The sequence below is a fragment of the Gilvimarinus agarilyticus genome, assembly GCF_000832015.1.
Classification (GTDB): domain Bacteria; phylum Pseudomonadota; class Gammaproteobacteria; order Pseudomonadales; family Cellvibrionaceae; genus Gilvimarinus; species Gilvimarinus agarilyticus.
Window position 1 is genome coordinate 2,672,016 of the sequence record NZ_JXCJ01000001.1, and the last position, 25,263, is coordinate 2,697,278.

The following is a 25,263-nucleotide window of genomic DNA, read 5'->3' on the forward strand; positions in this document are numbered from 1 at the left end:
GTTTAATACTCCGGGGCTGTTACCTGCAACAGCCGCTCGACAAAAAACTCTAGTCGCCCGCTAGGCCCTGCTGGCAAAGGCCAGTTGTCGACTTTGTCGGCCAATAAGCGAATAGCCTGCGCCGCTTTAGAGTGTGGCGCGTACTCAATTAGCGGTTGCTGGCGCTGCACCGCTTTGCGCACGGACTCGTCAAACGGCACGGATCCAACGTACTGTAAGGCGACATCCAAAAAGCGCTCACACACCCCCGCGAGCTTGTTAAACAGGAGTTGCCCTTCCGTACTGGTGCGGGTCATATTCGCCACCACCCGAAATCGCTGTATGTCGTACTCTTTGTTTAACAGCTTAATCAGCGCGTAGGCATCGGTGATGGAGGATGGCTCATCGCAGACAACGACCAGTACCTCGTTGGCGGCGCGTGCAAAGCTCACCACCGCATCAGAAATACCCGCTGCGGTATCGATAATTAATACATCCAATTGATGGCTTAACTCGCTAAAGGCGGTGATAAGCCCAGCGTGCTCAGCCTCGCTCAGGTGTGCCATACGTTGCAAGCCCGAGGCGGCCGGTACAATTTTTATCCCACCCGGGCCAGACACTAGCACCTCGGATAATGTGTGGGTTCCCGCCAACACGTCAGCCAAGGTGTGAGTGGGCGTTAGCCCCAGCAGAACGTCGACGTTGGCCAACCCGAGGTCGGCATCCATCAACACGACCCGACGGCGCAACTGCGCCAATGCCAGGCTGAGATTGACCGATATATTGCTTTTTCCGACACCGCCTTTACCACCACTTACCGCGATGACCTGCACTGGGCGAGCTTGGCTCATGTTATTAATCTCTTTATAAATCTAGACCATACCGGTTAAACCAGCGGTCTTTTTGTGACAAATACTTATGCACAATCGCTAACCGCGCGCTTGCACACTCTGTTGGTTTTGCTGCGCTAACTGCAGCGCTTTAGCCACCATTTGGTGCCCACGTGCTGGCGCGATATCGGCCGGTATATCTTGCCCATCGGTTGTATAGGCAATGGGCAAGTCTGAGCCGATGGCGCAACTGAGAGCCTCACCGAGGCTCGAGGTTTCATCCAGCTTGGTCAAAATACAACCCGTCAGTCCAGCGGCGCTGTAGGCGTGTCGCGATGCCTGCAGCATTTGCATTTGGCTGTTAGCGGGCAGCACCAGCAAACTGTTAACTTTGCCAATCGCGGCCAGTTGCGCCATTTGATGTTTTAGCTCTGGCGCGCCGTGGCGCATTCCGGGGGTATCAATTAGCACCAAATCGCAACGACGAAGCGAACGCAACACACTGGACAGTGAATTATTGTCGTCGACCACCCGTACGGGCACCTGCAAAATAGCGGCAAGTGAGCGCAGCTGATCGTGTCCGGCCAAACGATGGGTGTCGGTGGTCACTAGCGCAACCTTATCGGCGCCATGCTCAAGAACATAGCGCGCAGCGAGCTTGGCGATGGTGGTAGTTTTGCCCGCGCCCGTCGGGCCCACTAGGGCAAATACACCGCCGTTAGCCGTTAAATCCTGCTCGACAACCGGCACCGCCTTGGCTAAGCGCGCCATGGCTTCGGGCCAGGCTTTGCCCATAACCCGGCTCTTAAAAGGCGCTTGCATCAATGGCTGGCAAATATCCGCGCTAAATCCCATACGCTCAAAACGGCGTGTTAGGCCGCTCACTTGGGCGCTGTTTGGCCCGGAGGGGGTTGCACCAAGGCGGCTGAGTTGCTCCTCAAGCAGCTCGCGCATCTGGGCGATCTCTTCGTGGAGTTGACCAATTTCATCGCGATCATTGGCAGCATTAACGCTCACGGCGGGTGACTGCTCGAGTAAACCGTAACGCTCAGCGGCCGATTGCGGGCGAGCGCTGGCAGGAGTTTCTTCGCGAGAGGTGTCTCGGCGGGCGATACCCGCATTGATCACTTGATTACTGCCAAGAAACTCATCGGCCGACTCTACCGCTTGTTGCCTGGCAGTACGCTGACGACTGGCCAGCGCAATTTCATCGTGAATTTGACGCGCACTGAGGGCCGCTTTGTCGCCCCCAACACCGGCAAACACCCCCGCCGTAGAAGCCTCAGTTGCTTCACCGGCTGGCTCTAATGGCACCTCAGGCGGTGCAGCGGGAACATTGGTTTGCGCCGCACTGGTGAGAATCTCTACGCCCTCCCGGACTCGGCGGCTGGACAAAATAATGGCGTCTGAGCCCAACTCTTGGCGCACCAGTTCTAGCGCGCGGCGCATATCTGTCGCAACAAAACGTTTTACTTGCATGTTTGACCCTCTTCCCGCACTCAGCGATCGGCGTTCACCGATGCCTCAATCGAAATCTGTTTGTTATCCGGTATTTCTGTGTACGCCAGCACCGGCATATCCGGTAAGCTGTGGCGGCAAAAGCGCGCGAGCATCGGGCGCAGTGGCGCGGCCACTAATAATACTGCCGATTTTCCTGCCATTTCTTGCTTTTGCGCTGCCTCTTGCAGCGAGCGTTGAAGTTTCTCGGCCAGTGCCGGCTCGACATACGCGCCATCTTCAACGCCAGCTTTTTGTGCTTGTACGACGGTACCCAGCAATAACTGTTCCAGCTCGGGACTTAAGGTGACAACCGGGACGCTGGGCGCCGTGCCTACTATGTTCTGGACGATTTGCCGCCCCAAGGCGGCGCGGGCCGCCGCGGTCAAAGCGGCGGGATCTTGACTCTTACCGGGATTAGCCGCCAAAGCTTCGGCGATAGAGCGCATATCGCGAATGGCGACTTTCTCGCGCAACAGATTTTGCAGCACCTTGAGCAGGGTATTAAGGCTAAGCGTATTTGGCACCAGCTCTTCGACTAATTTAGGCGAAGACTTAGCCAGCATATCCAGCAACTGCTGCACATCCTCATGGCCCAGCAGTTCGTGCACGTGCTGCTGCAAAATTTGATTGAGGTGCGTTGCCACGACGGTGCTGGCGTCCACCACGGTGTAGCCTAGCGTTTGCGCCTGCTCTTTCTGTGAGGTTGCAATCCAGATGGCGTCGAGGCCAAAGGCTGGGTCCTGGGTTTTAATACCGTCCAAATCGCCAAACACCTGCCCTGGGTTGATCGCCAACTCACGGTCGGGGTGAATTTCAGCCTCGGCGGCGGTAACCCCCATAAGCGTGATTCGGTAGCCGTTGGGCACCAACTCTAAATTGTCGCGAATGTGCACAGTAGGCACCAAAAAGCCCATATCCTGAGACAGCTTTTTACGCACCCCTTTAATTCGCCCAAGCAGCGCCCCGCCCTGGCTTTTATCGACCAGCGGAATTAAGCGGTAACCTACCTCCAGGCCAATAATGTCCACTGGCTGAACGTCATCCCAGTTTAGCTCTACTGCCGGCTCACCGGCTGGCAAGGCCGTGGGTGGCTGGGCGATCTGCGCTTGCCCGGCGGAATTTTGCGGTGTATTGGGCCCGCGGTGCTGTTGATTTTTAGGGATGTAATCTTCATCCATGGCCTCGGGCTGGCCTTTGCGCCAATGGATATAGTAAGCCAGGGCACCACAAATGATGGCTAAGCCCAAAAAAGCCACATGAGGCATACCTGGAATTGCGCCCATAATGAACAAAATCGCCGCGGCAATCAGCAACGCTTTAGGCGAGTCGAACATCTGGGTCATAACCTGTGCACGCATATCTTGCGAGCTATTGACCCGGGTTACCAAAATCGCAGTGGCCGTCGACAATAACAGCGAGGGTATTTGTGCCACCAGACCGTCACCAATGGTCAGCAGAACGTACTTCTCCAGAGCATCGGAAAACTCCAGGCTGTGCTGCACCATGCCAATGCCGATACCGCCAATGATATTAATCGCGAGAATCAAAATGCCGGCAATCGCATCGCCGCGCACAAACTTGCTGGCACCATCCATCGCGCCGTAAAAGTCGGCCTCGCTGGCCACATCTTCGCGCCGTTTACGCGCTTCTTCCTGATCGATTAAACCGGCGTTTAAGTCCGCGTCGATAGCCATCTGCTTACCCGGCATCGCATCCAGAGTAAAACGGGCACTCACCTCAGAGATCCGACCGGCACCTTTGGTCACCACGACGAAGTTAATGATCATTAAAATCAAAAACACCACCAAACCCACAGCGTAGTTACCACCGATAACCACTTCACCAAACGCCTGAATAACCTTACCGGCGGCATCGCCCCCCTCATGGCCGTTTAGCAGCACTACCCTGGTTGAGGCTACGTTAAGTGCCAGCCGCATGAGAGTGGCCACCAGCAAGATCGTCGGGAAAGCCGCAAAATCCAAGGGCCGCATCGCGTAGATGCCTACCAGCAAAACAACAATGGACAAGGCAATATTGAACGAGAAAAAGGCGTCCAACATAAAAGCTGGCACGGGGAGAATCATCATGCCGAGCAGCATGATTAACAGTACGGGAATGCCTATATTGCCCTGCCCCATACCGCGCAGCTGCAACAAGGCATTTTTGCCGTTTTCTTTATTAAATTGTGCGAGTGAAATGGCCATGTGTACGGTTTTTTGACGCCCCCAGTAAGTTACCTAGAGGTATCGCAAGAACTGTACCTGTTTTAAGTTTTTAGCAATTTTTTATGCAATACAGCGCGGAGGCTTAGTCGTAACGTAAATCGCGAGGCACATCGACACGTGGGTATGGCGGCCGCTCGCCACTGCCGCGCCGATAATTTCGCAGACCAAACACATAGGCCAACACTTGCGCAACGGCCACATACAAGCCCGTGGGGATGGGCTCGTCAATTTCAGTGGTATGAAAAATAGAGCGAGCGAGCACCGGGGATTCGATGATTTCGATCTTATGAGCTTTGGCGACTTCACGAATTTTTAACGCGATTTGATCCCCACCCTTGGCCAACATTACCGGGGTCGCCATAGTCTCCGGATCGTATTTAAGCGCTACCGCATAATGTGTTGGGTTGGTAATCACCACATCGGCGTCCGGCACCTGGGCCATCATCCGCCGCTGAGCCATCTCGCGCTGCAACTGGCGGATACGGCCCTTTACCTCGGGCTTACCTTCACTGTCTTTGTGCTCATCCTTTACTTCCTGGCGCGACATTTTGAGCTTTTTACTGTGATCCATTATCTGAAACGGCACATCAATCAAGGCAATTAAAATGGTCACCGCCGCCATTAAAATCGTGGTAATACCGCTAATTTCGAGCGATTCGATGACGCCGGTACGAGTCTCTTGCCCGGCAAGCTGTAGAATATCCTGCTGCCATACTTTTAATGCAAACAGCGCCGCAATCATCACCACGGCCACTTTGCCTAACGATTTGGCCAGCTCGACCAACGCTTTAAACGAGAACATTCGCTTAAGCCCGGCCCCCGGGTTCATGCGGCTAAACTTGGGCGCCATTGCTTTGGCGCTTAACAGCCAACCACCTAAAGCTATCGGCCCCACGACCGAGGCGATCAACAACAAGATAAACAGCGGAATCAGGGAGAACAACCCCTCGGCAAACGAGCTGACCAGGTGGGCAAACATCGCCTCGGTGTCGAACACCTCGACCCGGGTCAAACTAAAATTATTTTTAGTCAGATCCATCATGCTGCCGGCGATGGCTTGACCAAAGGTATATAGGCCAATAGTACCGGCGAGTAATATAAAGGTTGTGGTTAGATCGCGCGATCGGAGTATCTGGCCATCTTCCCGAGCTTTTTCAAGTTTTCGCGGGGTGGCCTCTTCGGTTTTTTCCTGACTGCTATCACCGCCTTCAGCCATTAGGGTAACCTCAGCAACTGCTCGGCAAACACGGCCGCCGCATCAAATACATAAGTAAAGTATGGCAAAAAGGCTACCAAACTAACCCACATAAAAATCAAACCAAAAATAAGAGCAATGGGAAATCCGACGGTAAAAACATTAATTTGCGGCGCCGACCGATTCATAATGCCAAACGCCATATTGATCACCAGTAAACCTGTGAACAATGGCAGCACAAAAACCAACGCCGCACTAAACATCCACGAACCCATACCCGCGATCATGGCAAACTCTTGATAGCCAATGCCGGTGCCAATGGGAATACTGGAAAAACTACGGACGATTAAATCGATTACCAACAAGTGGCCATTAAATATGGTAAACAACACAGTCGAAAGCAGTAGATAAAACTGCGATAACACGGTGACCGAGATACCATTGCTCGGGTCGTTCATCGAAGCAAATCCCAAACCCATCTTCATGGCGACCAACTGACCTGAGAGCACAAATATGTGCAGCACCACCTGAAAACTAAAACCGAGCGCGAGCCCCACTAACACCTCTTGCAACACCCGCAACATGGCGGGTACACCTAATAACTCGATGGCGGGCGCCGGTGCTAACATAGGGCTTACTAACGCCGTAACCACTAAAGCCAATACCAAACGAATTCTGGCAGGCACAGTGCGCGCACCAATCACTGGCACTGCCATAAACATGGCACCAATGCGAATAAACGGCCACAAATACTGGCCAATAAACTGATAAAGCATCGTCTCGCTGAGTACGATAGGCTCCATCGCGCTACCCAATTAATTGCGGTATGGCGTTAAACAAACGATTAAACAAATCGCTCAGGCGTATCACCATCCAATGACCCGCAATCATAATGGTAATTAGCATCACGATCAGCCGCGGCAAAAAACTTAAGGTCTGCTCGTTAATTTGGGTCGCCGCCTGAAACATACTCACCACCAAGCCGACAATCAAGCTCGGACCAACGATAACCAGCACCATGAGGATGGTCAGGTACAGGCCATCGGCAAATAAACTAAGCGCTATCTCTGGTGTCATGTCTCCTCCTACACGCCAAAGCTAGCGGCTAAGGTGCCGATGATCATGGCCCAACCGTCGACCAACACAAACAGCATAATTTTAAAGGGCAACGACACAATCAGTGGCGAGAGCATCATCATACCCATGGCCATAAGCACACTGGCCACAACAATATCGATGACCAAAAACGGGATGAAAATAATAAAGCCGATTTGAAACGCTGTTTTTAATTCACTGGTGACAAACGCCGGCACCAAAATGGAAAATGGTGTGTCTTGTGGGGTGGCAATTGGCTCGTTGCCGGCGATGCCAACAAACAGAGCAATATCACTCTCACGGGTTTGCGCCAACATAAAACTGTGAAACGGCTGTGCGGCCGAGGCAAGGGCCTGCTGCGCGTTAATTTGGCCGTTAATATAGGGTTGTAATGCGTCGGCGTTGGCCTGCTCGAACACCGGCTTCATAATAAACAAGGTTAAAAAAAGCGAGAGGCCAATCAGAATTTGGTTAGATGGCGACTGCTGTAACCCTAAGGCTTGGCGCAAAATAGCAAACACAATAATAATGCGGGTGAAGGAGGTTACCATCATCAGCAGCGCTGGCAAGAAAGTCAGCATCGTCATGATGCCAAGAATTTGCAGCGTTACGGAGTATTCTTCCGAGCCATCGGGCTGAGTCGTTACCGTAAAAGCCGGCAACCCAGGGATTGCCGGAAGCGCACTGCCAGCGATGTCATTGGGTTGCGCTGAGCTCGATTGAGGCGAAACAGGGTCTAAGGCCTCAGCTGGTTGAGCTTGCGCCGCTGCGCTGCTAAACAGCACTACACAAATCAGCGCCAGCCATAGCGTGGACCACGACATAAGTAACGGTGGCAATACCCTGACATTAGCGGCCATCTTGAGTCTCGCGATTGGCATGGGCATCACCCGAGTCTGTACCCGGCGGAGAAAAAGCTGTCGGCTTAGCTTTCATAATGCTCATTAATTTTTGGCTGAACTCTGAGCTTTGAGTGCCGTCGGCCGCAATCACAGGCTGCTCAAAGACATGCAGCTGATTGATCGCCTGAGCGGTAACCCCCAGTAGAATTTGCGTACCGGCCACATCCACCACCAGCAACCGCTCACGGGTACCCAGCGCTAAGGTTGCCACCACTTTCATATCGTTAGAGCGGGCCCAACCGGTGGCACCGGCGCGCCGTGCAAACCACGCCAACCCCAGAATCAAGGCGATAATACCGAGCAAACCCAGTAACACCGACAAAAGTGTATCGGCCCCCACCGGGGTGACCGCCGCCTGAGCTTCAGTGGCATCGGTTGCCGCCTGAGCCAGAGTTGCCAAACCCAGGGTCGCCCACAGCACGATAATGAATGACAGTAAGCGGCTCATACTTAACGTAACTTTTTAATACGTTCAGACGGGCTAATAACATCGGTCATACGAATACCAAACTTCTCGTTAACCACCACCACTTCACCATGAGCAATCAGAGTGCCATTGACTTTTACATCCAGCGGCTCGCCGGCCAAGCGATCGAGCTCTATGACGGAGCCTTGGTTGAGCTGCAGTAGGTTTCTGATGGTGATTGCGGTGCTACCCACCTCCATAGAGATGCTTACCGGAATATCCAAAATCAAATCGAGCTCGGGCCCCAGCTCCCGTGGCGAGCCTTCACTCTCGAGCTCATCCAGTGCAAGTGCATCGCTCTCTTGCGCGGCACCGGCGTCGTCTACGATATCGTCAACGGCTTGTTGCTCTTGCATTGCGGCCGCCCATTCATCGGCCATTGCCTGCTGATCCAGGTCCTCGCCGCCTACGTTTTCGTCATCATTTGCCATTAGGGCCTCCTTCGGCAGCGCTGATATTGTGCGCACTACTGTGATCAATAAATTCTTTTATTTTTAAGGCAAGGTTGCCCTTGTGTTGCCCAAGCTGGGTTCGAAACACCGGCACGCCATTGGCGGTTAGTACCTGGTGGGGCGGAAATTCGATGGGAATAATATCGCCCACGTCGAGATCGACAATATCCCGTAGCGTGATTTCGCGATTTACCACCTCACACTCCAGATCTACTTTAGCCGACAAAACATCTTCCCGTAACGCTTTAACCCAGCGATCGTCTTGCTCGTCGGAATCGCTTTGCAGACCGGCATCCAACACTTCGCGAATGGGCTCGATCATCGAATAGGGAATGGTCAGGTGCAAATCGCCCCCGCCACCGTCTAATTCAATGTGAAAAGTGCTTACCACCACTACTTCACTGGGGCTAACGATATTTGCCAGCGAGGGGTTAACCTCGGAGTTGATGTACTCAAACTCGATAGGCATAACCGCCTTCCAGGCCTCACCCAAATCGACAAACACTTGATTGAGCACCATTTGCACGACGCGCAGCTCGGTTGGAGTGAACTCGCGCCCCTCAATTTTGGCGTGGCGGCCATCGCCACCAAAAAAATTATCAACCAGCTTAAAAACTAAACGCGCGTCTAAAATCACCAGCGCGGTACCACGCAGCGGACGAAACTTGACCATGTTTAAACTGGTAGGCACATACAAGGTATGGACATACTCGCCGAACTTTTGAATCTGGATGCCGCCAATAGAGACATCCGCCGTACGCCGCAACATATTAAACATGCTTATACGGGTGTAGCGGGCAAAGCGCTCGTTGATCATCTCCAAAGTCGGCATGCGACCGCGGACAATACGGTCCTGGCTGGTAAGGTCGTAAGATCGAACGGCGCCCGGCTCTAAATCGTTTTCGGTATCAATGTCGCCTTCGTCGACACCGTGCAACAGCGCATCAATTTCATCTTGTGTCAGTAAGTCTTGCACGTTGGCTCGCCTCTATTGCAGCACTAAATTGGTAAACAACACTTGCTCGATGACCGGCTCTCCGGTTTCAGCTACCAGCACTTCTTGCACAGTGTTTAATGCCTGTTGACGCAGTAGCTCTTTTCCTTCCGGAGTTTGCAACTCGGCGTAAATTTGCCCGCGCAACAAAATCACCAACGCGTTGCGAATGGCGGGCATATGCAGTTCGATATCACTCACAGCGGTGTTATCGCGAAGCATTAGGTTCATCTCCACTTGCATAAAACGCTGGCGCCCGCGCACCTCAAAGCTGGTGATAAACTCGGGTTTAAGCGGAAAATAAATAGCCGCTTCGCGCTCCGGTTGCTCTACAGCCTCGCTCGCCTCTGGATCGGCCTCCTCGTCAGAGGAGCCTGATAACACCCATAAAGTGGCGGCAACCGAGCCCGCGATGAGCAGCAGTAAAATTACCACCAAAATAATGAGCTTTTTTTTGTTACCGGGTTTGCTGCCGGCATCTTCTTGTCCGGCCTCTTCCTCGGTGTTTTCTAGCTCGTCTTCCGCCATGTCAAATATCCGTCGTCTGCGTTGTTCTGGAGGGGTATGAGCAATAGCCGTGCCATGCGGTCAGACTATGTAAGGGGCCGGACATTAAGGGAAGATCCAGCAGAGACTGGACTGGAACAAAAGTGGTGACGGGGGTTGTAAAGCAGGCGCGCTACCGCGCCTGCTCAGACTAGCTTAAGGAGGTTAAGCGTAGTGATCGACCAAGGATATGGTGCCCTGACGAAGGCCCGCACTGGTCTCGTTAAGATTTTCATCCTCTGCGCTGGCTGTGCGTGTAGCATCGCCACCACCGCTGCCTCGCTCTCCTGTGCCACGGGGGTCCGACTCAGCAAACGATTGTTCATCCGACACATCGACGTTAACGTCGCTCATGCCCTGCTCGGTCAACATCTCACGCAAACGCGCCGAGTGCTGATCCAGCGCCTCGCGGACAACAGGCTGCGCGCTACTGAAGCTAACGTGGGCTTGGTCATTTTGAATGGTGACCCGCACGTGAATACTGCCAAGATCGGGTGGATCTAAACGTATGTCAGCGCTGGTGATATTTTGTCGCGCCATCCAAGTGACTTTTTGCCCCACGGCGTCGCCCCAACCACTTTGGTTAAAGCTCGGCAACACTGGCGGGGCCGCGCGCTGAGCGGCTTGTGCTGCCGGAGTGCGGTTGGCCAAGCCTAGCGACTCGGTGAGCGCCGTAATGCTACCCGCCGTGGGTTTATCCACGGCTTCGCCCCGCCCGGCCAACAAATTGTGCAGCTTTGCAGTCTCGAGCAAGGCGCCGCGTTCACGCTGCCCATCAAGGCTTAAGGGGCCCTGCTGCGTCATTTGCAGTTGCCCGCCGGGCTGCTGGGCTTGACCGGGCTCGGCGCTTCCCAGGGCAGCGCTACCCTCTTTTGCAATACTCGCACCCGGAGTTTGCGCGACGGCGGGGTTGATGCCGCTCAACATCTGTTTGACGTTACTCTGAACACTCTCTAATCGCGCCACCAAAGAAGCGGCATCGGCGCCTTTACCCTCGCCTTTTATTTGACTGCTGAGCCAGGCCGCCAACTCTGGCGGTACCTGACCCGCCTCCTGCGCTTGCTCAATCTGTGCCACCAGTGATTCTATCTCTTTCCCGGCGGCTGCTTGATCCGTAAGCGACTGCATCAGCGCCAACAGCTGCTCCCGCTGCTGTGGATCCAGCTTATCGAGTATGGCGCTTAAGGTTTCATCGGTAATACCGGCCTCGTTCTGCGCCGCAATCTCATCTAACACCTGAGCTTGTTGGGCAGGTTCCAAGGCCTCAATTGCTTCGCGCTGGGCGGGCTCGAGGCGCTCCAGGGTCTCCCGCTGGCGACTGCTCAAGTGCTCTTGAGCGGCCCCCTTGGCGGCTTGAGACTGTTCGAGCTGCTCCGCGCGCGACCTTGAAGCAAGGTCTGCCGTGTGGCGGTTATCGTTTGCCGCCATACGCTCTGGCGGATCTCGGCGGCTATTGTCTGAGCGTGTGTCGGGGCGCTCGGCCGCTTCGGGCCGGCTAGTGCGCTGATCACGATACGCGGTATTTAACGAGTCGCTGAACAACTGCGCGTCTCGCGTCGCATCGGTACGCGTCTGAGTGGACTGAACTCCACCAGCTTGCGGCCGGAACAGCATACCCAGTAATGAGGGTTCATTCGTTGCCATGTGTGCTCCTGTAGACCATGGGCGGCAAGCACTTGCCGCTTGCGAACAAAATCTTTAATACAGGAGGGTTATAGCAAGCACAGTGCCAAGGTGGGATGTAAGATTTGAAGTAAACGGGGCGCCGCAGCTACACAGCGCTATTGATACACCACAAGCTGATGACGAACCTGACCAAACTCGCCTTGTAAGGTCACCAATGTGGTCTCCAGGCCAACCAGCTGGTTGTTGGCAGCGGCCTGCTCGATATGCTGGCAGTGTGCCACCAAAGTCTGCGCGCCGATATTACTGCAGCTGCCTTTAAAACTATGGGCCGCACGCCGTAGCGCCTCACCGTCACCACTGGCTAGGGCCTTTTGCATAGCGGTTAAGCGGTCTTCAGAGTCGTTAAGGTAGGTATCGATCAGGTGGCCAAAATCATCCTCCATCACCTCCTGCAATGTGAGTAATGTCTCGTGATCGATTAATTGCCTATCGCTCATGGCCTCTCCCTACTCGTCGGCTAAATCCTTAGCACCACTTTTAAACCTTTTCCTTTGACGTATCAAGTAGTTAACCGTCTGTAAAATGCGATCTAGTCGTCATTGCGCCAGCAATAGGTAGCGGCCACCACATTGCCGGCTCCTCGCACCTCGAGTGAATCACATAGAGATTCAATCATTTTCAGTCCGCGGCCACTGTACTCATTACCGGTAAGCTCTGGGCGCGCCGCCGGATCAAAGCCGTTGCCACTGTCCGCCACCACGATCGCCAGAGAGCCTCCGTCCATATCGGTGCTGTGGGCCAAATCGATTTTGACATACCCCTCGGTAATGGCTTTGGTGCGCTCGCGACGCAGCTGGTAATAGCGATCAAACCCTTCCGGGTCATCTTTTATCGAAGAGTCTAGCCCCAATACGCCGTGCTCCAGCGCGTTGGTGTATAACTCAGAAATAATGGTGTACAGAGTACCGCTATGGTTGCGCAGCCCAGGCACCTCTAGCAATACGCTTAACAGCAGCGGCAACGGGTCAAAAATTGCAAAGCTTGAGGGTTTAACCTCAAAGCTTAGGCTCCACTCGGCCAACTGAGATTGCGAGTTGGCCTGTTCGGTGCCTGGGGTTACGTAGGCTGAACTAAGCGGCGCCATCAGCAACTCAATTAATGATAAATCATCACTGCGCTGGCCCTGCCCTACAAAATCTTTCACCCGCTCTAATAATTCATCAAAAAGTACCGGAGCCTGCGTGTTTTGGGCAAAGGCCGCTAGTAGTCGCTCCTCACCAAACATCTCGCCCTCGGTATCGCGTGCCTCGTGGATACCGTCAGACCAGAGGTACAGCCGCTCCCCTTGCTCCATGCTGATAAGCGCCGGATCGGCTTTAAACTTTTTGTTGGTTAATACGCCCAGCGGTAAGTGGGTTGATTTAATTTGCTCGACACTGCCATCGCGGCGATACAGGTAAGCCGCAGGCAAGCCGCCATTCCAGATACGCACGGTGTTTTTGCGAAAATTCATCTCCACCATGGCGGCACAACAAAACAGTCCTACGGGTAAAATACTTTTTAGCTTACCGTTAATTTCCGCAAGGATATCGGACATGGCAAAGCCTTTGTCCACCATGCCATAAAACGTCGTGGCCAGCGGCATAGCGCCAATAGCGGCTGGCAGTCCGTGGCCTGTAAAATCTCCCAGTAATACCATTAAATTACCGGCCGGCGTGGTCGAGGCCACCATCACATCGCCATTAAACACTGCCAAAGGAGACAAGTAATAACGCAAGTGTTCGGTATCAACGTGGCCGCTACTGGTTATATTGTCGAACACTTGCTTCGCAACCGTCTGCTCTTGCAAGAAGTGCTCATTGTGCTGCGCGATCTGGTCTCGCTGTTCCAGCATCGTTCGTTGCATCGAGCGCATCCGAAAAAACGACTTTACTTTGGCTTGCAGAATAACGGGGTTGTAGGGCTTTGATAAAAAGTCGTCGCCACCGGCCTCAAGGCACTTTACCAGTGACTCAGTATCGGTAAGGGAGGTGAGAAAGATAATGGGTACAAGCTCTTCCCCGGCCAGGGATTTAATTTGCCGTGCGGCGGCGAACCCATCAAGTCTCGGCATCAGAGCATCAAGCAACACGATGTCAGGCCGATGCTCTCGAAAACAGATCACCGCTTGCTCGCCATCTTCGGCACTTAACACACGATGGCCCTGCTTGCGCAATATGGTTTCTAAAATTATTCGATCCGTCGCGGTGTCATCGGCAACCAGCACGGTAATTAAGCGCTCGTCCTTTTTAGCAAGATCCATGTGCTACTGAATGGTAAAGAGTTGTTCGAAGTTCGAGATGCTCAATATTCGCCTAACATCAGTACTGGCATTTTTAATGACAATATCCGAGGCGTCACCTCCAGCGTAATCGCGCAATAGCAATAACATGCCCAGCGCCGAGCTATCGAGGTAAGCGGTATCGGTCATATCGATAATAAAATGATCGGGTCTGACGGGAAGCGTCTCGTAACTGCCGCGAAAATCCTGATGAGCGCTGAAATCAAAACGCCCTTTGATCACGATGGTCAGTTCGCTGCCGTCACTGGTTACCGTCGACGTGACTGTCATAACTCGCCTCACTTATCTACCTGTTGTTCACCTCTTAGCGAGGTGATATTCCTTGGTGGCTTACGCTACGGGCGCGCCCGCAAGCCCAGTGCCTAGAGAATAGACTATTTTTGCGCCCAACAATAGCGGCATTAACCGTAGGGCGGCGATTGCCGATTGAGGTTTGCCAACTCATCGAGTTCTTTTTGTAGTTTTCGCTCCAGCTCGGCATTTTCACCTTGGCGCAAGCGCTCGATTAACGACTCGAGCGACTTGCGCTTATGGCGCTTAACTTGCCAGTGTTGCATAACCTTTTCACACTGCTCGGCGGCATTGGCGACCTTAAGTTGCTGCTCATCGATGGCACCGGCCAGTCGGCCAATAAAATCACTGTAGCGCATCATATCCTGCACCGAGTGCCCCACGGACGTATCGCCATACTCGTTTAAATAACTATGGTGGTACTGCTCCAGCTGATCAAGCTGAGAGCGCTCTCCAGCCAACTGCTGTTGATACTGCGCAAGATAACCGGCGGCTTCCTGCTCTTGGTGCTCTGCTACGCGCAGAACCACCTTAAGCCTTTCTGAGCGAGGTTTAGCCATTTACCGAGCCATCCGTCCGCCCGTGCTCGGCGGCCAACGGGCTTTTACGCGTAGCCTGAGCGTTAGGCTGAACTAAATCGGCCAAGCCTTTGTGCGCCTCGCCCAAGGAAACCGCCTGCGTTAAGGATTGCTGCACAAACTGGCGCAACTTAGGAAACTTCTCGATCGCTTCGTCGGTTTGCGGGTCGGAGCCCGCGGTATAGGCGCCGATCGCCACCAAATCGCGATTTTGTTCGTACTTAGCCAGCAGTTGTTTAAACTTTTGCATTTGGGTCAGGTGATTGGCCGAGACAATTTGCGGCATCGCCCGACTGATGGAAGCCTCCACGTCAATGGCCGGGTAAACCCCCTCTTCAGCCAGCTGACGTGACAACACAATATGGCCGTCGAGGATCGCCCGCGCCGCGTCGGCGATTGGATCCTGTAGATCATCGCCTTCGGTTAACACGGTGTAAAACGCCGTTATCGAGCCCTCTCCCTCGGCAGCATTACCCGCGCGCTCAACCAGCTCGGGGATACGGGCAAACACAGAGGGTGGATAACCTTTGGTAGCCGGCGGCTCACCGATGGCCAGCGAGATTTCGCGCTGAGCTTGAGCAAACCGGGTGAGAGAATCCATGAGCAGCAGAACGTTTAAGCCCTGGTCGCGATAGTATTCGGCAATGCGGCTGCACAGCTGGGCCGCGCGCAACCGCATTAGCGGGGCGTCGTCTGCCGGTGAGGCCACCACCACGGCCCGCGCCATACCCTCGGGGCCCAAAATGTGATCGATGAACTCTTTTACCTCGCGGCCGCGCTCGCCCACCAGCCCCACCACCACCACATCGGCGGTGGTGTATTTGGTCATCATTCCCATCAACACACTTTTACCGACACCACTGCCGGCAAACAGCCCCATGCGCTGTCCACGGCCTACGGTTACCAGCCCATTAATGGCACGTATGCCAACGTCCAAAGGCTCGTGGATAGGGTGACGCTTTAACGGGTTGATATCACTGGGGGCAAAATCGAGAAAATCGCCGCCCTGCAGTGCACCTTTGCCATCGAGCGGCTGGCCCAAACCATTAATCACGCGGCCTAAGGTTTGCAAGCCAATGCGCATAGCCTGGCTGTGCGCCAAAGGAATAACCCGGGCGCCGGGTTCTAGCCCCTCGACCCGCTTAACCGGCATTAAAAAAACACTTTGCCCTGAGAAGCCCACCACCTCGGCTTCGATTCGCCGGCCATCCCGTGACAGCAACACGCACTGCCGCCCCACCGATAAGTTGAGCCCTACTGCCTCGAGCGTCAGCCCCACCGAGCGAACTAGGCGGCCCTCCGCCTCGGGCACCACCGCGACCGGATCGGGTAGATAAGGCCGCAACCGGTACCACAAATCACGGCGCTCAGACACTGGGGTCGGCTCCGCCGTCAGAGTCTTGCGGCGCGGGTACGGTGTCGGCGCCAAGCTCAGGTGTTTCGGTATTGAGAGCGTCTTGTTCCGAGCTTACCCCCGGGAGCTCTCGCGCCAGCAACTGCTCGTCGCTGGTGGTTTCATCCAGATCTTGGCGCAGTTTAAAGCGCTCTAGAGTTTCGTCTAAACGCCGCTCCACGGTAAAGTCTACTAAGCTGTCGTTGGTACTCACACGTACACCGCCGGCGCTGATTTCAGGAGCAACCCGCAGTGTCCAGTCGTGGCCGTGCTCTTCGGCGTAGCGCTTAACGCAATCGTGATCGGCAAGGTTTAGATGCAGCGTCACATTGTTACCTGGGCTGGGTAAGGCGGCGATGGATTGCCGTACCAGCGGGAGAATATCGACGGGCTGAGTCACTAAATCACGCCCCACCACCGCACGGCTAATGCGCTCGATCATGGTCAACATCAGTGCTTCGAGTTTTTCATCCTGCTCATCGATTGGCTCTTTTAACGCCTGAACTAAGCTGGCGAAGGTTTGTTGCTCCATGGTCAACAACTGGCGTATATCCTCGCCGCCTCGCTCCTGCCCCTGACGGTAGCCGTCTTCGTAACCTTGTTGCTGGCCTTTCTCCAGGCCGTGGGCAAAGCCTTCTTGCTCGGCTGCCTGAACGATTTCAGACATTTGCTCGGCGGTTAAACCACTGGCCGTTAACCCTTCAATTTCCACATCTTCGATGGTTTCACCCGCCTGCGCACCCAAGCGAGCTTCTTCGGCCTTAGTTTTCGTGTCGCCTTTAGCGCCGCCGTCAACAGTGGGCACGGCCCAAGACTGCCACTCGGCCGTCTCATTGGCGGGAATTCGATTGGGGTTGGATCTGGGTTTATCGACCATGAAGGGGCTCCGTTAGAGGGCTATAGCAACGACTATAGCAGCTGCTCGCCGCTGCCCCCGAGCACGATTTCACCGGCATCGGCCATACGCCGGGCAATAGTAAGGATTTCTTTTTGTGCCGACTCCACCTCAGAGATACGAACCGGGCCTTTGACTTCTAAGTCGTCACGCAGTAATTCGGCGGCGCGTTTAGACATATTTTTAAATATTTTATCTTGCAGCGCGCCATCGGCCCCTTTCAGCGCCACGATTAACACCTCAGACGACACTTCACGCAACAACATTTGAATACCACGGTCGTCGACGTCTTTGAGGTTTTCGAAGACAAACATCAGATCCTGGATCTGGTTACCCATGTCTTCATCCACCTCTTTGATCGAATCCATTAGATCCGTCTCAATGCTACCGTCGAGGTGATTCATAATCTCGGCCGCTACTTTGTAACCACCCATGGCTTTGTTTTGCGAGCCGGTTTTACCAGAGAACTGCTTCTCGAGGATATCGTTAAGCTCTTGCAAAGCACTAGGCTGTACCATATCGAGCGAAGCCACACGCATCATAATGTCTGTACGTACTTTTTCCGTAAAATACCCTAAAATCTCGGCCGATTGATCGGCGTCGAGATAAGCAATCACAATAGCCTGAATCTGCGGGTGTTCATTGCGAATGATATCCGCCACCGAGCGTGGGTCCATCCATTTTAGGGTATCAAGCCCGGTTGTATTGCCGCCTAGCAAGATTCGATCGACCAGTGAGCTGGCTTTGTCTTCGCCCAGTGCGGTGATCAGCATATTGCGAATATAGCTGTCAGAACCCATGCCAAGCCCCGTTAACGTGCGGGCCTCTTCAAGGAAATTCTGCATGACCATCTGCACGTCACTTTGCTGAACATTGGTCAGGGTCGCCATGGCAGCGCCAATGCGCTGAACCTCTTTGGGGCCCATGTGCTTTAGCACCTCGGCGGCGTCTTGCTCACCCAACGACATCAACAAAACCGCCGCCTGATCGACAGGGCTCATTTGTGTAGTCGGTACCGTTTTTTGTTCAGCCACAATTGTTTACTCGTCTTTGTTAATCCAAGATTTAACCACTTGCGCCACCCGGCCTGGGTCTTCCGCAACCAAACCTTTAATCGCGCTCAACTGCTGCTCATAGCCCTCTTCTGGGCCGGGCAAGGCCACGGCGCCGCCGGTCAGGGTAACCGAATCGGCTGACATGTCACCACCTAAGCCCGCCGCTTCCAGTGCCGCCAGTTGGCGCGCCTCTTCTTCTTCAGCCGAGCGAGATCCGGAACGGGCGATGGTTTTTAACACTGGGCGCAGCAAGCCAAAAATCAATGCCATCACCAGTAAAAAACCCACCAGCGGCTTAATGTAAGGCGTAAGCCAGCTCTCTTGCCACCAAGGTACTTCCAGGGCACCCGTATCGATAGGTTCGCGCTCGATAAAGGGCGAATTGACGACATTGACACTGTCCCCACGAGCGGCCGAAAACCCAACCGCATCACGTACGAGCGTGGTAAAGCGCTCCAGCTCGGCATCGCTCCAGGGCTCGCTCACCGCTTCGCCCTCGGCGTTTACCGAGCGTTTGTTGTCAAGTACGACGGCAACACTTAAGCGCTCAATATTACCTTGCTGGCGGCGCGTATAACTGATGAGGCGATCGACTTCAAAATTGCGGGTAACCTGCTCGCGGCTGTGGTGTGGTTGTGCAACATCGTCCTGCACAAGGTTTGGGTCCACTTGCTGCGGCACCTGAGCGTCCACCGGGGGCTGATTCGTCAAAGCGCCAGGAATACCACCAATTGTGGTATCGCCTCGACGGACTTCACTGTGGCTTTGTTCACTGCGCAGAACCGGCTCGGCATCATTAAACACCTCCTCGGCCTGCTCAATTGCCGTAAAGTCCACATCGGCACTCACCTCGGCGTGAAAATTACCCGGTCCGACTACCGGCGCCAGAATGCTGTCTACCCGGCTGGCTAACTTATCTTCTAAATTAACAGTGTATTGGCGTTGCTTGTCGGCCAGAATTAACGCGGGTGTCTCTTCACCCAGCGACAATAGATTACCGTACTGATCCACAACGGTAACGTCTTGATTGTTTAATTCGCTGATGCTCGAAGCCACCATATTAGCGATTGCTTTTACTTGCTTCGGCTCGATATCGCGCCCAGGGAATAGCTCTAAAAATACGGACGCACTGGGCTTTCTGGCGTCGCGAACAAACACCGACCGTTTAGGAATGGCCAGATGGACTCGCGCCGAACGCACCGAGTTAATGCTGGTGATGGTGCGGGCAAGCTCCCCCTCCAGGCTGCGCTGGTAACGCGCGCTCTCGATAAACTGGCTGGTACCCAATGCCTGTTCTTTTTCGAGCAACTCAAAACCCACCGATTGATTTTGCCCAATTCCGACTTCGGCCAACTTTAATCGCGCAGTATGAATATTTTCGCTGGTCACCAACAACGCGCCGGTGGAAGGTTCAATTTTATAGGGGATTTGATTTTGCTCTAGAATCGACACCACCTCGCCCGAATCCAGGCGATCAAGGCTGCCATACAGCGGGCGGTACTCTTCACCCTGACTCCAAAGCACAATATAAAACCCGATGGCTACCGAGGCGGCCAAGCCCAGCATCAAGCCGATTTGGCGCAATAGCGATAATCCACCAAAACCCTCAATTAAGTCGTTGCCGCGGGCGGTTTTACCCGTACCTTCATCGGCCATTGTCGCGGTATCTGTCTGTGCCATAAGCTTGTAACCCAGTCCCTATTTTTAAATAGGCATGTTCATAATATCGCGGTAGGCTTCTACCAATTTATTGCGTACTTGCACGGCGGCCTCAAACGACACGCTGGCTTTTTGCGAAGCGATCATTACATCGGTGATGTCGACATTGGCTTCGCCGCGCTGATAGGCCTCGGCTTTGGCACCGGCCTGACTTTGCAAGTCGTTAACCTTGTTAACCGCATCGCTCATCACCTCAGAAAAACCCGGTACCTTAGTGCCCGCCTGTACTTCGCCTGGGCGAGCTGGGCGGTTAACATCCGCCAGTGCTTCTGGCTTTTGAAAGGCGTTGGTTTGCGCTTTTAGCGCGCGCATCTCGGTCAGCAAATTACTGATATCGACCCGGTTGCTCATGCCTGTACTCGCTATTGGGGTTGATGGACGGGCGACAGGTTTTTGGCGTTTTTGCCATTTTGTCGCGTTTATACCCAATAGTGCACAAACTGGGCCAAAATCTTATTTTTACGTTAGCCAACACCCATAATCACAAACGGCCGCGCGAGTTTCCCCGGCGGCCGCCCTCAAGCAAAGTGCGGTATTAAATGTCGAGCGCAAAGCCCTCGTCTTTAAATCGGGCTAATTTATAACGCAACGTCCGGGCACTAATGCCTAAGCGCTCTGCGGTATTTTTTCGACTGCCGCGCTCGGCACGCAACGCCTCGGCGATAATCTCAAACTCGTGACGGCGCAAATCGCTGCTCAGTTCGGCCGCCTCTGGTGTGTGGACTGCAGGTGTCGTTGTCGCGAGTGAGGCCACGTGAACCTGACGCTCACTCACCTCGGGCGCCGCCGCAACATCATCCATTAAGCTGGGTTTGTCGCTGTATTGTGATGTGCTGTGCAAACCTAAATCCGCCGCGCCAATAAAGCCGCCCGACTGCAAAATCAATGCGCGCTGCATAATATTATCCAGCTCGCGCACATTGCCGGGCCAGCGATAGGCCAGCAGCGCCTGTTTGGCGGAGGCATCGAGCACCACACGACCACGCTTTTGCTTGCGGGCATGGCGCTCAAGCAATTTCGTGGCAAGCGGCACAATATCTTCAGTACGGTCGCGCAGCGGTGCCCACTCGAGCGGTAAAACACTTAAGCGAAAGTACAAATCTTCGCGAAACCGGCCAGCGACAACCTCGGCGCGCATATTGCGGTTTGAGGTGGCAATCACGCGCACATCAAGCGCGATGGTTTTGCGCCCGCCGACCCTTTCCACTTCACGTTCTTGCAGTACGCGTAACAGTTTAGCTTGTAGGCCTACATCCATTTCAGAGAGCTCATCGAGCAGCAAGGTACCGCCATTGGCTTGCTCAAATTTACCCGGGGCGCTGGTGTGCGCGCCGGTATAGGCGCCCTTCTCATGGCCAAACAGTGTGGCCTCTAGCATGTTTTCGGGGATTGCCGCACAGTTAATGGCAACAAACGGTTTGTCGCGACGGGGCGAATGATCATGAACGTAACGCGCCAATACCTCTTTACCGGTGCCAGACTCGCCGATAATCAGCACAGTAGACTCCGATTGCGCCACTCGCTGCGCCAGCTGCAGTAACTGTTTACTACCGGGTGCTTCGGCCACCGGCTGATCACTTTTGGTTACCACGCCGCCCACGTGACGCGCCACCGACTCGAGTAAGGCCTCGGGCTCGAAGGGTTTAACCAGATAATCCACAGCACCTTCTTTAATGGCCGAAACCGAATCGGCAATACTCGCGTAGGCGGTCACCAGCAGCACGGGAATATGTGGATACTCTGCTTTTACCTGTTTTAACAGGTCATAGCCACTCATCACACCCATGTTTACATCCGAGACAATCATCGCCACCTCGGTGCCGCCTTTAAGCTGACCAATAGCAGACTCGGCACTGTCTGCCTCGGCCACCGAGTAATCAGCCAGCATCAGGGTATCGACTAATGCTTCGCGCAGGTTGGGGTCATCTTCTACCACCATAACAACGGGCGCGCAGCGTTGAGTGAGCGACGTGGCTGGGTTTGACATAACAAATTCTCCGCAGAGCTTAATCGGTAGTATTAACAGTGGGTGCTATCGCCGGCAGCAACATAAGCGCCTCGGCACCGTCACCTTTGTTGGAGCGCAAATTAAAGCGCCCGCCGTGGGCACGGGCGACGGCTTGCACCACCGCCAACCCTAACCCGGTACCTTGAGCCTTAGTGGTCACAAACAGCTCACCCAAACTGGGCAGTAACTCGGCATCGATACCGGGGCCGTAATCGCGTACCTCAACGGCCAGCCAGGGTTCGCCGGCTACGCACTGAACACTCATCGTGATATCGATACGGGCCTCTCGCCCCGATGCCTGAATGGCGTTGTTGACTAGATTCAGCAGCGCGCTGACTAACGCATCGCGGTTGCACGACAGGCCATAGTCAGCCCCGCTAACCGACCAATTAATCGTGCTGCTGGAGGTCATTACCGGCACCTCCATAGCCTCGGCCAACTCTGCCTGTAAATCGCGAACCTGTAGCTGATTGCTGATGGGCAGTTCGCCTTTTACAAACAGCAGCATGTCCTGCACTTGACGCTCCATATGATTGAGGCGGTTGGAGACTTTCTCGGCAAACTTTTGGCGCTGCTCTAATGGCAGCTGCTCTTTGCGCAAATGGCCGCAGTAGAGCATGGCAGCGGATAACGGCGTGCGAATTTGATGGGCCAGAGCTGACACCATTTGCCCCAGCGCTGACAGCCGCTCGTGCTTACTTAACTCGCTTTGCAAACGGCGCGTCTCGGTTTGATCGGTTAATAGAATAATTTGCCCGTCGCTGCCCTGGTTACGAGTGGCAAGGCTAATGCGCCGACCGTCATGCAGCGAAATCTCGTGGCCGTCGTCCTGTCGCGGAGCAAACGAGCGCTCGATCACATCGCGCCAAAGCTCTCCCTCCAGTGGCTCACCCAATAATTCAATGGCCGCGGGGTTGCACTCGCGCACCCGGCCTTTATTGTCCAGCACTACCACGCCGCCAGGTAAAACATTCAGGAGGCTTTCCAGCCGGTTGGCGATACGCTCTTTTTCGGCCAGCTCTTCGAGCCGCTGTTGGGTAACCTCTGTCAGTTCCTCATTCAGGTCTGCTACCCGCTGCTCCAGCGCCCGGTAAGAGCTGGTCAGTTGATCGGACATTTGTGAGAACAGCTCAAACGCATCCGCCAACGCCGCTGCTTTGTCCGGCGTGCCAGAGGCGGATTGATTCAGCTGGTCAATATTAAGGATGTCGGCTTTGGCCGTCATAGCAGTACCCTTTTGGCTCGGTGCTTGCCCCGCAGCGGGGAACCGAGCAACGGAAATCCATCGTTAGTGCTTCGTTATAACGACTAACTGCAAACGCAATGCCAATAAATATTTTATATAATTATCAGTGGCTTAGGGGCACCAGAACAAGAAGGGAGTCAAATGTTTGGCACAAAAACTAAGACTTAGCCTGGGGCGAGTAAAACGACAAAGTCACGCTGAAGTACAGATATTGAGCCTCAGGGCCGGCGAGCACCGGCCCATGTGAGCTTAACGTTGCAGGTCGTACTTACGCATTTTTTCAACCAGCGTAGTGCGCCGGATAGCAAGCTTGTCGGCGGCGCGGGCCACCACCCCGCCGCAATCGTTCAGCGCTTGCTGGATCAGGTCACACTCAAGATTGGTCAGGTATTCACGCAAGTCAATGCCCTGCGCAGGCAGCAGTGCGGTATCGTTTAAGCTGACCACCGCGGCACCATGCCCGGACTCATCATCGACGATGAAGGATTCATCTTCCACATCGATGTGCCGGTACTTGGGGGGTAAATCTTGCACCCCAACCACACCGTAGGGGTGCATAATGGCCATACGCTCGACGAGGTTAGCCAACTCGCGAATATTGCCAGACCAAGCGTGCTGGCAAAGTGACAATATAGCGGCTGAATTAAACCGAATAGAGCCGCGTTTTTCGCTCTCCATGCGCGAGACCAGCTCGTTGATCAGCAGCGGGATATCCTCGGCACGCTCTTTTAGCGAGGGCAACTCGATGGGGAACACGTTGAGGCGATAATACAAATCCTCACGAAAGCTGCCCTCTTCAATCATTGATTCGAGGTTGCGGTGGGTCGCAGCAATAATACGGACGTTGGTTGGAACGGTGCGATTGCTGCCCACCCTTTCGTAACACTTCTCTTGCAATACCCGCAGAATCTTTACCTGCATATTCAGGGGCATATCGCCAATTTCATCCAAAAACAGCGTGCCGCCTTCGGCCAGCTCAAAACGCCCGGCCCGAGCCGAGATGGCACCGGTAAAGGCGCCCTTTTCGTGGCCAAACAACTCGCTCTCGAGTAGCTCGGCGGGTATCGCACCGCAATTCACGGGGACAAACGGGCTTTCACGGCGGGCCGAATGATAGTGCAGATTACGGGCAACCACCTCTTTACCCGTGCCAGACTCGCCAGTGATTAAAACCGACACCTCTTTATCGGCCACTTGGGTCATCATGTCCCGGACAGTTTGCACCTCGCGGCTGGTACCCACCAAAGAGCGGAATAAGTGCACGGGCCGACGCTGAGCACGCTGACGGTTTTGCTCCTGGGCATCGGAATATAACCGGGCCCGGTGCAATATATCGATGAGGGAGGTGTAGTTCAGCGGGCTGGCTAAGGCACCCACTACTTTCACGCGCAGCTTGGGCGAGAATCGTTCGACTCCGACGAGCTGGGCGCTGTTCGTCACTGCCACGGCCACTTTATCGTTCCAGCAATCGAGTTTCTCTACCAGCGGCGCGCCCCATATGCTGCACTGCTCACTTATCATTACCAGCAGCCACTCGTTGGGCTGCTCGTCATCCGCCAATATGGCATCCAGCTCGCCTGAGGATATAAGAACAGCCTCCTCTTCTAAAAAAGCAAAGATGGTGGCTAATTGGTTGCGGTTATTTTCATTATCATCAATAACTAAAATCTTATGGCTTCGACACATACCGGACCTTAACGCTGCCGATCTATGACCCATACGGAAGAACCCGCGAGGCCCACAGAACGTAAAATACCTAATAGTAGTATTGATAGCGGTTTTGACGGTAACAGTCAAACATTTGACGCATAGATTTACAAAACCCGATAAATCAAGGGTTTATGAGGTGCATAAATGCGTATGATTAGCAATTAAAAAGCCCTTACCACAATGATTAATGCGCTAAGGGCTGAATGGAGTAGACACT

Annotated in this window: 24 protein-coding genes; all 24 read right to left on the bottom strand. The window is 54.2% G+C overall.

Annotated elements, in window-relative coordinates:
* Positions 1-2: 2 nt before the first annotated feature.
* The 24 genes from SD69_RS11445 to SD69_RS11560 all read right to left on the bottom strand — a co-directional run bounded on the left by SD69_RS11445 (position 3) and on the right by SD69_RS11560 (position 25,022).
* Positions 3-830: a MinD/ParA family protein gene (locus tag SD69_RS11445; RefSeq protein WP_041523323.1), complete on the bottom strand. Its 828-nt coding sequence runs from the start codon at positions 828-830 to the stop codon at positions 3-5.
* A 78-nt stretch (positions 831-908) separates the two neighbouring features.
* Positions 909-2,288 (bottom strand): flagellar biosynthesis protein FlhF, encoded by a 1,380-nt coding sequence (gene flhF, locus SD69_RS11450; protein WP_041523324.1) that lies wholly within the window; start codon positions 2,286-2,288, stop codon positions 909-911.
* A 20-nt stretch (positions 2,289-2,308) separates the two neighbouring features.
* On the bottom strand, positions 2,309-4,447 hold the full coding sequence (gene flhA, locus SD69_RS11455) for a flagellar biosynthesis protein FlhA (RefSeq protein ID WP_232301250.1): 2,139 nt from the start codon (positions 4,445-4,447) through the stop codon (positions 2,309-2,311).
* A gap of 169 nt (positions 4,448-4,616) precedes the next feature.
* Complete coding sequence (gene flhB, locus SD69_RS11460) at positions 4,617-5,750, bottom strand: flagellar biosynthesis protein FlhB (RefSeq protein ID WP_041523326.1); 1,134 nt, start codon at positions 5,748-5,750, stop codon at positions 4,617-4,619.
* On the bottom strand, positions 5,750-6,532 hold the full coding sequence (gene fliR, locus SD69_RS11465; RefSeq protein WP_041523327.1) for a flagellar biosynthetic protein FliR: 783 nt from the start codon (positions 6,530-6,532) through the stop codon (positions 5,750-5,752). The genes flhB and fliR overlap by 1 nt, the downstream gene beginning before the upstream one ends.
* Positions 6,533-6,536: 4 nt before the next feature.
* A complete protein-coding gene (gene fliQ / locus SD69_RS11470) occupies positions 6,537-6,806 on the bottom strand; it encodes a flagellar biosynthesis protein FliQ (protein WP_041523328.1) in 270 nt (89 codons plus the stop codon).
* Between the two features lie 8 nt (positions 6,807-6,814).
* Positions 6,815-7,705 (bottom strand): flagellar type III secretion system pore protein FliP, encoded by an 891-nt coding sequence (gene fliP / locus SD69_RS11475; protein WP_232301183.1) that lies wholly within the window; start codon positions 7,703-7,705, stop codon positions 6,815-6,817.
* Entirely contained in the window at positions 7,674-8,174 is a 501-nt protein-coding gene (gene fliO / locus SD69_RS11480; RefSeq protein ID WP_052481105.1) for a flagellar biosynthetic protein FliO, read from the bottom strand. The genes fliP and fliO overlap by 32 nt, the downstream gene beginning before the upstream one ends.
* 2 nt (positions 8,175-8,176) lie before the next feature.
* Positions 8,177-8,623, bottom strand: a complete 447-nt coding sequence (fliN, locus tag SD69_RS11485; protein WP_041523329.1) for a flagellar motor switch protein FliN — start codon at positions 8,621-8,623, stop codon at positions 8,177-8,179.
* Positions 8,613-9,620, bottom strand: coding sequence for a flagellar motor switch protein FliM (gene fliM, locus SD69_RS11490; RefSeq protein ID WP_041523330.1), 1,008 nt, complete (start codon positions 9,618-9,620; stop codon positions 8,613-8,615). The genes fliN and fliM overlap by 11 nt, the downstream gene beginning before the upstream one ends.
* Before the next feature lie 12 nt (positions 9,621-9,632).
* Positions 9,633-10,166 (bottom strand): flagellar basal body-associated FliL family protein, encoded by a 534-nt coding sequence (locus tag SD69_RS11495; RefSeq protein ID WP_041523331.1) that lies wholly within the window; start codon positions 10,164-10,166, stop codon positions 9,633-9,635.
* Between the two features lie 183 nt (positions 10,167-10,349).
* Entirely contained in the window at positions 10,350-11,828 is a 1,479-nt protein-coding gene (locus SD69_RS18145; RefSeq protein ID WP_052481106.1) for a flagellar hook-length control protein FliK, read from the bottom strand.
* Positions 11,829-11,965: 137 nt separating this feature from the next.
* The gene (locus SD69_RS11505) at positions 11,966-12,307 is read right to left on the bottom strand and encodes an Hpt domain-containing protein (protein ID WP_041523332.1); all 342 of its coding nucleotides are present in this window, start codon (positions 12,305-12,307) and stop codon (positions 11,966-11,968) included.
* A gap of 92 nt (positions 12,308-12,399) precedes the next feature.
* Positions 12,400-14,112 (bottom strand): fused response regulator/phosphatase, encoded by a 1,713-nt coding sequence (locus tag SD69_RS11510; protein ID WP_041523333.1) that lies wholly within the window; start codon positions 14,110-14,112, stop codon positions 12,400-12,402.
* Positions 14,113-14,115: 3 nt separating this feature from the next.
* Positions 14,116-14,421, bottom strand: a complete 306-nt coding sequence (locus SD69_RS11515) for an STAS domain-containing protein (RefSeq protein ID WP_041523334.1) — start codon at positions 14,419-14,421, stop codon at positions 14,116-14,118.
* Between the two features lie 131 nt (positions 14,422-14,552).
* A complete protein-coding gene (gene fliJ / locus SD69_RS11520) occupies positions 14,553-15,002 on the bottom strand; it encodes a flagellar export protein FliJ (RefSeq protein WP_041523335.1) in 450 nt (149 codons plus the stop codon).
* Positions 14,995-16,377, bottom strand: a complete 1,383-nt coding sequence (fliI, locus tag SD69_RS11525) for a flagellar protein export ATPase FliI (protein ID WP_232301251.1) — start codon at positions 16,375-16,377, stop codon at positions 14,995-14,997. Before fliI ends, fliJ begins: the two co-directional genes overlap by 8 nt.
* A 10-nt stretch (positions 16,378-16,387) precedes the next feature.
* Positions 16,388-17,290, bottom strand: a complete 903-nt coding sequence (locus SD69_RS11530; RefSeq protein ID WP_041523336.1) for a flagellar assembly protein FliH — start codon at positions 17,288-17,290, stop codon at positions 16,388-16,390.
* Positions 17,291-17,322: 32 nt separating this feature from the next.
* Complete coding sequence (fliG, locus tag SD69_RS11535; protein ID WP_052481382.1) at positions 17,323-18,309, bottom strand: flagellar motor switch protein FliG; 987 nt, start codon at positions 18,307-18,309, stop codon at positions 17,323-17,325.
* A gap of 39 nt (positions 18,310-18,348) precedes the next feature.
* Positions 18,349-20,019 carry a flagellar basal-body MS-ring/collar protein FliF gene (fliF, locus tag SD69_RS11540; protein WP_041523338.1) on the bottom strand — a complete coding sequence of 557 codons (1,671 nt, stop codon included), beginning with the start codon at positions 20,017-20,019 and terminating at the stop codon, positions 18,349-18,351.
* A 48-nt stretch (positions 20,020-20,067) separates the two neighbouring features.
* A complete protein-coding gene (gene fliE, locus SD69_RS11545; RefSeq protein ID WP_041523339.1) occupies positions 20,068-20,433 on the bottom strand; it encodes a flagellar hook-basal body complex protein FliE in 366 nt (121 codons plus the stop codon).
* Between the two features lie 184 nt (positions 20,434-20,617).
* Entirely contained in the window at positions 20,618-22,069 is a 1,452-nt protein-coding gene (locus tag SD69_RS11550; protein WP_041523340.1) for a sigma-54-dependent transcriptional regulator, read from the bottom strand.
* Between the two features lie 19 nt (positions 22,070-22,088).
* Positions 22,089-23,315, bottom strand: a complete 1,227-nt coding sequence (locus tag SD69_RS11555; protein ID WP_041523341.1) for a sensor histidine kinase — start codon at positions 23,313-23,315, stop codon at positions 22,089-22,091.
* Between the two features lie 270 nt (positions 23,316-23,585).
* Entirely contained in the window at positions 23,586-25,022 is a 1,437-nt protein-coding gene (locus SD69_RS11560; protein WP_041523342.1) for a sigma-54 dependent transcriptional regulator, read from the bottom strand.
* Positions 25,023-25,263 lie beyond the last annotated feature (241 nt).

Coding starts and splice junctions, on each gene's coding strand:
- flhA (WP_232301250.1), bottom strand. CDS start 4,447: ATGGGGCAGGGCAATATAGGCATTCCCGTACTGTTAATCATGCTGCTC.
- SD69_RS11530 (WP_041523336.1), bottom strand. CDS start 17,290: ATGGTCGATAAACCCAGATCCAACCCCAATCGAATTCCCGCCAATGAG.
- SD69_RS11550 (WP_041523340.1), bottom strand. CDS start 22,069: ATGTCAAACCCAGCCACGTCGCTCACTCAACGCTGCGCGCCCGTTGTT.
- SD69_RS11555 (WP_041523341.1), bottom strand. CDS start 23,315: ATGACGGCCAAAGCCGACATCCTTAATATTGACCAGCTGAATCAATCC.
- SD69_RS11505 (WP_041523332.1), bottom strand. CDS start 12,307: ATGAGCGATAGGCAATTAATCGATCACGAGACATTACTCACATTGCAG.
- fliF (WP_041523338.1), bottom strand. CDS start 20,019: ATGGCCGATGAAGGTACGGGTAAAACCGCCCGCGGCAACGACTTAATT.
- fliN (WP_041523329.1), bottom strand. CDS start 8,623: ATGGCAAATGATGACGAAAACGTAGGCGGCGAGGACCTGGATCAGCAG.
- SD69_RS11560 (WP_041523342.1), bottom strand. CDS start 25,022: ATGTGTCGAAGCCATAAGATTTTAGTTATTGATGATAATGAAAATAAC.
- flhB (WP_041523326.1), bottom strand. CDS start 5,750: ATGGCTGAAGGCGGTGATAGCAGTCAGGAAAAAACCGAAGAGGCCACC.
- flhF (WP_041523324.1), bottom strand. CDS start 2,288: ATGCAAGTAAAACGTTTTGTTGCGACAGATATGCGCCGCGCGCTAGAA.
- fliO (WP_052481105.1), bottom strand. CDS start 8,174: ATGAGCCGCTTACTGTCATTCATTATCGTGCTGTGGGCGACCCTGGGT.
- SD69_RS18145 (WP_052481106.1), bottom strand. CDS start 11,828: ATGGCAACGAATGAACCCTCATTACTGGGTATGCTGTTCCGGCCGCAA.
- fliQ (WP_041523328.1), bottom strand. CDS start 6,806: ATGACACCAGAGATAGCGCTTAGTTTATTTGCCGATGGCCTGTACCTG.
- SD69_RS11445 (WP_041523323.1), bottom strand. CDS start 830: ATGAGCCAAGCTCGCCCAGTGCAGGTCATCGCGGTAAGTGGTGGTAAA.
- fliR (WP_041523327.1), bottom strand. CDS start 6,532: ATGGAGCCTATCGTACTCAGCGAGACGATGCTTTATCAGTTTATTGGC.
- fliJ (WP_041523335.1), bottom strand. CDS start 15,002: ATGGCTAAACCTCGCTCAGAAAGGCTTAAGGTGGTTCTGCGCGTAGCA.
- SD69_RS11510 (WP_041523333.1), bottom strand. CDS start 14,112: ATGGATCTTGCTAAAAAGGACGAGCGCTTAATTACCGTGCTGGTTGCC.
- fliE (WP_041523339.1), bottom strand. CDS start 20,433: ATGAGCAACCGGGTCGATATCAGTAATTTGCTGACCGAGATGCGCGCG.
- SD69_RS11495 (WP_041523331.1), bottom strand. CDS start 10,166: ATGGCGGAAGACGAGCTAGAAAACACCGAGGAAGAGGCCGGACAAGAA.
- SD69_RS11515 (WP_041523334.1), bottom strand. CDS start 14,421: ATGACAGTCACGTCGACGGTAACCAGTGACGGCAGCGAACTGACCATC.
- fliG (WP_052481382.1), bottom strand. CDS start 18,309: ATGAGCCCTGTCGATCAGGCGGCGGTTTTGTTGATGTCGTTGGGTGAG.
- fliP (WP_232301183.1), bottom strand. CDS start 7,705: ATGCCAATCGCGAGACTCAAGATGGCCGCTAATGTCAGGGTATTGCCA.